This window comes from Crocosphaera watsonii WH 8501 (assembly GCF_000167195.1).
Lineage (GTDB): Bacteria > Cyanobacteriota > Cyanobacteriia > Cyanobacteriales > Microcystaceae > Crocosphaera > Crocosphaera watsonii.
This window is the reverse complement of the sequence record NZ_AADV02000204.1, coordinates 1-6704: the sequence shown is the minus strand read 5'-3', so window position 1 is coordinate 6704 and position 6704 is coordinate 1. Positions and strand designations below refer to the sequence as shown.

Below are 6704 nucleotides of genomic sequence, written 5' to 3'. Positions count from 1 at the left end.
GGGTTAACCGAAAATCTTAACTAAGGGCGTGGCGGTCCTTTTCCCCACCCTCCATGGGGTTACACTTTGGGGCTCACAACCTTGAGAGAAATGGGCCTATTATGTCACGGGATAATTTTCGAGAAAAGTCCTATACGGCTTACTAGCGAGGCTTCGCTCATAAATAGAGAAGTTTTAAAACCATCATTCCAAAGGTCATTTCCCACTCAGGCCAATTAGTTCGGCTTTGGACACACTTTAATGTTGCTTGGAATAGTAACACAATGGGTACATTAGGAAAATTACTTCAGGAAATTGACGCGAGAGGAAGTAACCCCAGTGAACTATTCATATTAAGTGCTTGTGAAACAGCATCAAGGAGATATTCGGCCTGCTTTGGGTTAGCAGGTTTTGCCGTCCGTGCTGGTGCTAGGAGTACCTTAGCAACATTATGGTCTGTTAACGATCAACCTGCTGCGGTAATTATGGAACAATTTTATAAAGAATTATCCACTAATAAATTATCCAAAGCAGAAGCGTTAAGAAAAGCACAATCAACCATGTTAAAAAACCGTTGGTATAGACACCCCTTTTATTGGTCAGCCTATACTTTAGTAGGTAATTGGTTGTAAAATTTAGTTATCAGCTTTCAGAAAGATAGTGTTACTTTTATTGAATGAACAAAAAATTACTATTTTTGATAACTTTCGTAGGGATAATATTGGGATTAAGTAGGGTTTGCTGAATAAAAGCAAAACCCTATTCTTTAAAAGGTTACACCCATATTCGCGATCGCAAAAAAGATCAGCTTTGTCGGCTACAAACCGCTATAATTGGTAGAAACACCTCCCAGTTGTTGGTCAAGAACAAATGTATCGAAAAGAGGAGCAACCTTTACCGCCCCCAGAAAAATTTGAATTACCTTTCGAGGGCAAATTGTCCCCCAATAATCGTTGGGTAATCATGGCAGAGTTGATACCTTGGGATGATTTTGAGGAAGAATATGCTAAACTTTTTTCAGCAGAAAAAGGTGCGCCAGCCAAACTATTTAGAATGGCATTAGGGACATTAATTATTAAGGAAAAATTAGGAACAAGTGATAGAGAAACTATAGAACAGATTAGAGAAAATCCCTATCTACAATACTTTATAGGTTTAAATTGTTATCAACAAGAGCCACCACTGGAATCTTCAATGCTAGTTCATTTTAGGAAAAGAATTGATGGAGAATTGATAAACAAAATCAATAAAAAAATAGTAAAAAGAGAAATAGACAAGAGTGATAAAGAAGTAAAAAAAAAGGATTGTCTCCAAGAAAAAAGAGAAAAAATAAAAAATAAAGGTAAACTAATTTTAGATGCGACTTGTGCGCCAGCAGACATCAAATACCCAACAGATTTAGGCATATTAAATCAAGCCAGAATTGAGACAGAAAGAATAATAGATAATCTTTATAAACCATTAAGAGTAAAATTGAGAAAAAAGCCGAGAACTTCTAGAAAAATTGCTAGAAAGGAATACTTAAAAGTAGCTAAAAAACGAAAAGTATCTTATCAAGAAAGAAGAAAAGCTATCGGGAAACAGTTAAAATACCTTAAGAAAAATTTAGGAAATATAGAAGACTTAATTCAAGCTGGGGCTTCCCTGGAAAATCTGAGTAAAAGACAGAAAAATTGTCTAGAGACTATCAAAAAAGTTTATGAACAACAACAGTCAATGTGGGAGAATAAGACCCAGAGTGTTCCTCAAAGAATTGTAAGTTTAACTCAACGGCATATTCGTCCAATAGTGAGGGGAAAAGCAGGAAAACCAATAGAGTTTGGAGCTAAACTCTCAGTAAGCTGTGTAGATAACTATGTGTTTCTAGACAAAATAAGTTGGGAAAACTTCAATGAATCTTGTCATTTAAAAGAACAAGTAGAAAAGTATAAAGAAACGTTTGGCTATTATCCCGAATCCGTCCATGTAGATAAAATTTATCGAACTAGGGAAAACAGAAATTGGTGTAAGGAAAGAGGGATAAGAATCAGTGGTCCGAAGTTAGGAAGACCTCCGAAAAATGTCAGTGAAGAAGAAAAGAAACAAGCCCACTCCGATGAATGCTTCCGTAATGCTATTGAGGGAAAGTTTGGACAAGCTAAACGAAGATTTAGCCTAAATCTCGTGATGACAAAACTCCCTGAAACCTCCATTACATCTATTGCTATTACATTTTTAGTTGTCAATCTTTCTAAACTTCTGAGGCAGTTTTTGTCGCTTTTTTTGTCCTTATTTACTAATAATAGAACAGGGGAACTCATCAAACCGCCTTTCATTAATTTTGATTATACTTTAAACAATTTTTATGTACTAAAACTTATTGATTTGTCAGAAAATTCTTGGTCAAAAGTGGCATAAATTTTGGAGAAACTTTTTCAGCAAACCCTACTTAGAAAATGAGACTTGAATCCATATGCACAAGGGATTGATGTTTGGAAAGCAATCTGCACTCTTACAGCAAAGTAATATTCTGAGCTATTACATGGTTGGCTCTAATTATAAACGTGAGGAAAACCTACGAAAACTATTAATCTATGTTGACAGAAGATTTAATTTAATTGAAGTGTCTGATATTTATGAGTTTGAGTGTTATTTGAAAAAAGGCGAACCTTACTATAATTTAATAATAGTCATTAATAATAGGTCGGAAAGAAACTCTGACCAGACATATTATTTGCTAAATAATTACCAAAATAAAATTAGAAATACACAAAAATACGTCCCGAAAATATGTATTCCTATCGACATAGATTATCTAGGTACGGGCAGAAAAAAACAATTCACAAATGAATTTTCAAAAAAGTTTTTTGATTTGATAGTAAATGGTGTTGAAGTTGACGATTTTGATTTTACAGCTAAATGCACTTTGGCTCAAATCATTGAACTACCCCAACTTTAGAAGTTGGGGATTTTTTACACGATAAAAAGACTTGATCGTAAATTCTGAAAGAGAGAAAGTACCCCTTAGCCCATTGGATTATTGAGTGAGCGAAGTTTTGATGCAGCCTTGACCATGTTTGTCAAAGAAAGTTTGACCTCTTTCCACTCCCTGGTTTTCAGACCACAATCAGGGTTAACCCACAAGTGTCCCCGTGGTAATACTGCTTCGGCTTTGTTCATAAGATTCACCATCTCATCTTCAGCTGGAACCCGTGGAGAGTGGATATCATATACTCCAGGTCCAATCTCGTTGGGATACTTAAACTCTACGAAAGCGTTAAGCAGTTCCATGTTGGAGCGACTCGTTTCTATTGTAATGACATCTGCATCGAGATCAGCAATGGAATTGATGATATCGTTGAATTCGGAATAGCACATATGGGTGTGAATCTGGGTATCATCCTTTACGCCGCTTGCACTTAGTCGAAAGGCTTTGACTGCCCAGTCTAGATACTCATCCCATTCGCTCTTCCGTAGAGGCAGTCCTTCGCGGAAGGCAGGTTCGTCTATCTGAATAGCGGCGATACCTGCGGCTTCGAGATCCACCACCTCATCTCGAATGGCCAAGGCTATCTGATGTGTCGTAACTGAACGAGGTTGGTCGTCCCGCACAAAGCTCCACTGCAAAATTGTTACAGGACCTGTAAGCATTCCTTTCATAGGACGGTTGGTAAGAGATTGTGCGTAGTTTGACCAGTATACGGTCACGGGACTGGGGCGACTTACATCTCCGAAGATAATGGGAGGTTTGACATACCGGGACCCAAAGCTCTGCACCCATCCATTACTGGTGAACGCAAATCCCTCGAGATTCTCACCAAAATACTCCACCATGTCATTACGTTCAAACTCCCCATGCACAGGCATATCAATGCCTATATCATCTTGGAAGGTGACACACTTGGCGGTTTCCGTCTTAAGAAACTGATCGTAGTCAGCGTCGCTCATTGCACCCTTTTTCCACTGTGCGCGAGCTTTACGAATCTCTTTAGTTTGTGGGAAAGAACCGATGGTGGTAGTAGGAAATTCAGGAAGCTGAAGCTTTTCTTGCTGTTTGCCCTGCCTGACGGTAAATTCTGAAGCACGGTGAAAATCCCTATCACCTACTCCGGCTAAACGAGTTTTTACCGCCTCGTTGTGTATTCGCTGGCTGGTTGCACGAGCCTTAATAGCTTCACGATTAGCTTGAAGAGCTTTCTCATCACCTGTACCATCGAGAAGTTGACGTAGCTCCACAACCTCCTGAAGTTTCTCGTTGGCGAAGGCCATCCAGCTTTTTAGTTCTTCGTCAATCTTACGCTCATTTTCAAGAGTTACTGGGGAGTGAAGCAGTGAACAGCTAGGAGCAACCCAGAGACGATCAGCGCCGACAGCTGCTGTGGCCTTCTGTAATACCTCCAGTGAACGATCGTAATTATTCTTCCAAATGTTGCGACCTTCAACAATACCTACCGACAGGATCTTATCACTAGGGAAGTTTGCAAGTACCGTCTCCACATCCTCTGCTCCACGGACAAAGTCGAAGTGAAGAGCATCAACTGGTAAAGAGAGATAGGAGCCAAGATTCTCTCGAACACCACCAAAGTAGGTCGTGACAAGTATTTTTGCTGTTCCCTTGGCTGCTTGGAGACGATCATAGCTTTTCTTGAGGGCATTAAGCTGCTCTTTGCTGAGATCGGTAGAGAAGATCGGTTCGTCAAGCTGTATCCACTCAGCTCCAGCAGCAGCAAGTTTCCCTATAATCTCTTCGTATACGTCAACAAGATTATCCAGTAATGAGAAAGGGTCAAAGTCTGGGTTGTTCGTACCCTGGATCTTCCCGAGTGAGAGGTAAGTAACAGGACCTATTAGCACCGGTTTGCCATTGATACCCAGTGCTTTGGCTTCGGCAAACTCCTCAAATATCTTATCGCTACTTAGTTTAAAAGTGGTATCAGAGCGAAACTCCGGCACGATATAGTGGTAGTTCGTATCAAACCACTTGGTCATCTCACTGGCGAATGTGGAGACTTTACCTGTTTGACAATCTTTTTCCTCTTCTACCAGGGAAACACCTCCCTGAGTGCCGCGAGCTACAGTGAACACTGTATCAACATCGGTCTTTCCACCTGTCCACTTAAAGCGAGCAGGTACGTTACCGAGCAGACAGCTCATATCGAGCATCTGATCGTAGAATGAGAAGTCATTGATTGGGATGAGTCCTATACCAGCAGACTCCTGCTTTTTCCAGTTCGTTTCTCTTATTGTCTTTCCTGTGGCAAGCAATTCTTCTAATGTGAGGTCACCTTTCCAATAAGCTTCTGTGGCACGTTTTAATTCCCGCTTTGCTCCGATGCGGGGATAGCCGAGGGAGTGGGTTTTTATAGAGTTCATTTGACCGATTGAAATAGTTTATGTGTACTTTTTGTATTTGTTGTAATTGCTTTTGAGCAATATTCAACAGTTTACTAAGCTAAAGCTATGAAGTAAAATGATAAATATTGAAGTATAGATGAATCTAATTCATATTAAAGTGCAATGTCAGTCCTCGAACGAATCCATTTTGAGATTATTGTGGCAGTAGAGAAATTAGGAACGGTAACAGCAGCCGCAAAGAAACTACACGTTACTCAGTCAGCTTTAAGCCACAGCATGGCAAAACTAGAAAAATCACTGGACGTAGAGATATGGCGGCGACAGGGTCGTCGACTGGTTCTAACTCAAGCAGGAGAATACCTATTAGCGGTTGCGGAGCGTTCCCTGACGCAGTTTAACCATACTGAGGAGCGCCTTCGTCAATTTGCCCGAGGACAGAAGGGGGTTCTGAGAATCGGAATTGAGTGTTACCCCTGTTATCAATGGCTCCTAAAAATTGTGGCACCATATCTAATAGCGTGGCCTTCTGTGGACCTTGATGTAAAGCAGAAGTTCCAATTCGGAGGGATCGGAGGTGCGATTCGTTTAGCTAGAAAGCCTGTACTAAATACAGGTGTGTAGCTAGTCTAGAACCTAGAAAACTAGATAACTGTTGGTTTGTTGGCTAAAGGAGCCACACTCGGAATCAAGGGAGCAATCCTAAGAGTGACAACTTAACCCTCCGTTTTGGACTTAGTAAACTCAGGATGGAAGCAGGGTTAAAAGGGGAACCCGTCATGAAACAGCATGGCAAGTCGTTCCTCCAGTCAATTGGTCACGGTTAAGCATTACGCTGAATCATCGTCCTGAACCCTCAAGACCTCCAAGTAGCCAAATCTGTTTGACAGGCTGCGTTCAAAAGAACAAGGTGAAAAGTGGAGTTTTCTTCGTAACATCCACAACGATTCCTAAAAGTAACCTGGGGGAGAGATGAAACCTAAAACCAATACACCCAAACCAACGGAACGAATTAAGTCCATGACTGCTCTTACCATCAGGTCGATGATGTAAGTAGTGACAAACTTAAGCGCAAGGGTCATGGATGTGAGAAGCAATTAAGAAGCAAATGCCTATTTGTAATGAATATGGATAAGCTGACGTATTGCTGGTTAATTAGAAGAAATAGTCTCTATTAGAGGTAGTTAAATGTCGAATGCGAGTATAACCAAGACTACGCCAGAATGGACACCATAAACTGGCAAAGTCCAGAGGAAGTGTTAAGCTTCAAAAAAGATATTTCAAGCTGTTATCAGGAATAAGGTCAAGTAAAAACTTAAAGTACGGTACGTCCTTAGCAAGTCTTGCTTTCGAAGTGCCAAACCCCGGTAAAATCGCGGTTGTCGAAATCTTGT

5 protein-coding genes are annotated in these 6704 nt (G+C 40.5%); 4 read left to right on the top strand and 1 reads right to left on the bottom strand.

Annotation, left to right across the window (positions count from 1 at the left end; all coding sequences use genetic code 11):
- The first annotated feature begins 263 nt into the window (after positions 1-263).
- From CWATDRAFT_RS28660 to CWATDRAFT_RS28650, 3 genes are all read left to right on the top strand, one after another.
- Positions 264-611, top strand: a complete 348-nt coding sequence (locus CWATDRAFT_RS28660) for a CHAT domain-containing protein (RefSeq protein ID WP_007308258.1) — start codon at positions 264-266, stop codon at positions 609-611.
- Between the two features lie 238 nt (positions 612-849).
- Positions 850-2376, top strand: coding sequence for an IS5-like element ISCwa2 family transposase (locus CWATDRAFT_RS28655; protein WP_007308259.1), 1527 nt, complete (start codon positions 850-852; stop codon positions 2374-2376).
- A gap of 70 nt (positions 2377-2446) precedes the next feature.
- Positions 2447-2917 carry a hypothetical protein gene (locus CWATDRAFT_RS28650; RefSeq protein ID WP_007313180.1) on the top strand — a complete coding sequence of 157 codons (471 nt, stop codon included), beginning with the start codon at positions 2447-2449 and terminating at the stop codon, positions 2915-2917.
- Between the two features lie 65 nt (positions 2918-2982).
- Here the strand turns inward: CWATDRAFT_RS28650 and metE are convergent, their stop codons facing one another.
- Positions 2983-5331 (bottom strand): 5-methyltetrahydropteroyltriglutamate--homocysteine S-methyltransferase, encoded by a 2349-nt coding sequence (gene metE, locus CWATDRAFT_RS28645; protein WP_007308257.1) that lies wholly within the window; start codon positions 5329-5331, stop codon positions 2983-2985.
- Positions 5332-5475: 144 nt separating this feature from the next.
- Between metE and CWATDRAFT_RS28640 the strand changes: the two genes are divergently transcribed.
- A complete protein-coding gene (locus CWATDRAFT_RS28640) occupies positions 5476-5934 on the top strand; it encodes a LysR family transcriptional regulator (RefSeq protein WP_081451031.1) in 459 nt (152 codons plus the stop codon).
- Positions 5935-6704: the final 770 nt, after the last annotated feature.

Coding starts and splice junctions, on each gene's coding strand:
- CWATDRAFT_RS28660 (WP_007308258.1), top strand. CDS start 264: ATGGGTACATTAGGAAAATTACTTCAGGAAATTGACGCGAGAGGAAGT.
- CWATDRAFT_RS28655 (WP_007308259.1), top strand. CDS start 850: ATGTATCGAAAAGAGGAGCAACCTTTACCGCCCCCAGAAAAATTTGAA.
- CWATDRAFT_RS28650 (WP_007313180.1), top strand. CDS start 2,447: ATGTTTGGAAAGCAATCTGCACTCTTACAGCAAAGTAATATTCTGAGC.
- metE (WP_007308257.1), bottom strand. CDS start 5,331: ATGAACTCTATAAAAACCCACTCCCTCGGCTATCCCCGCATCGGAGCA.
- CWATDRAFT_RS28640 (WP_081451031.1), top strand. CDS start 5,476: ATGTCAGTCCTCGAACGAATCCATTTTGAGATTATTGTGGCAGTAGAG.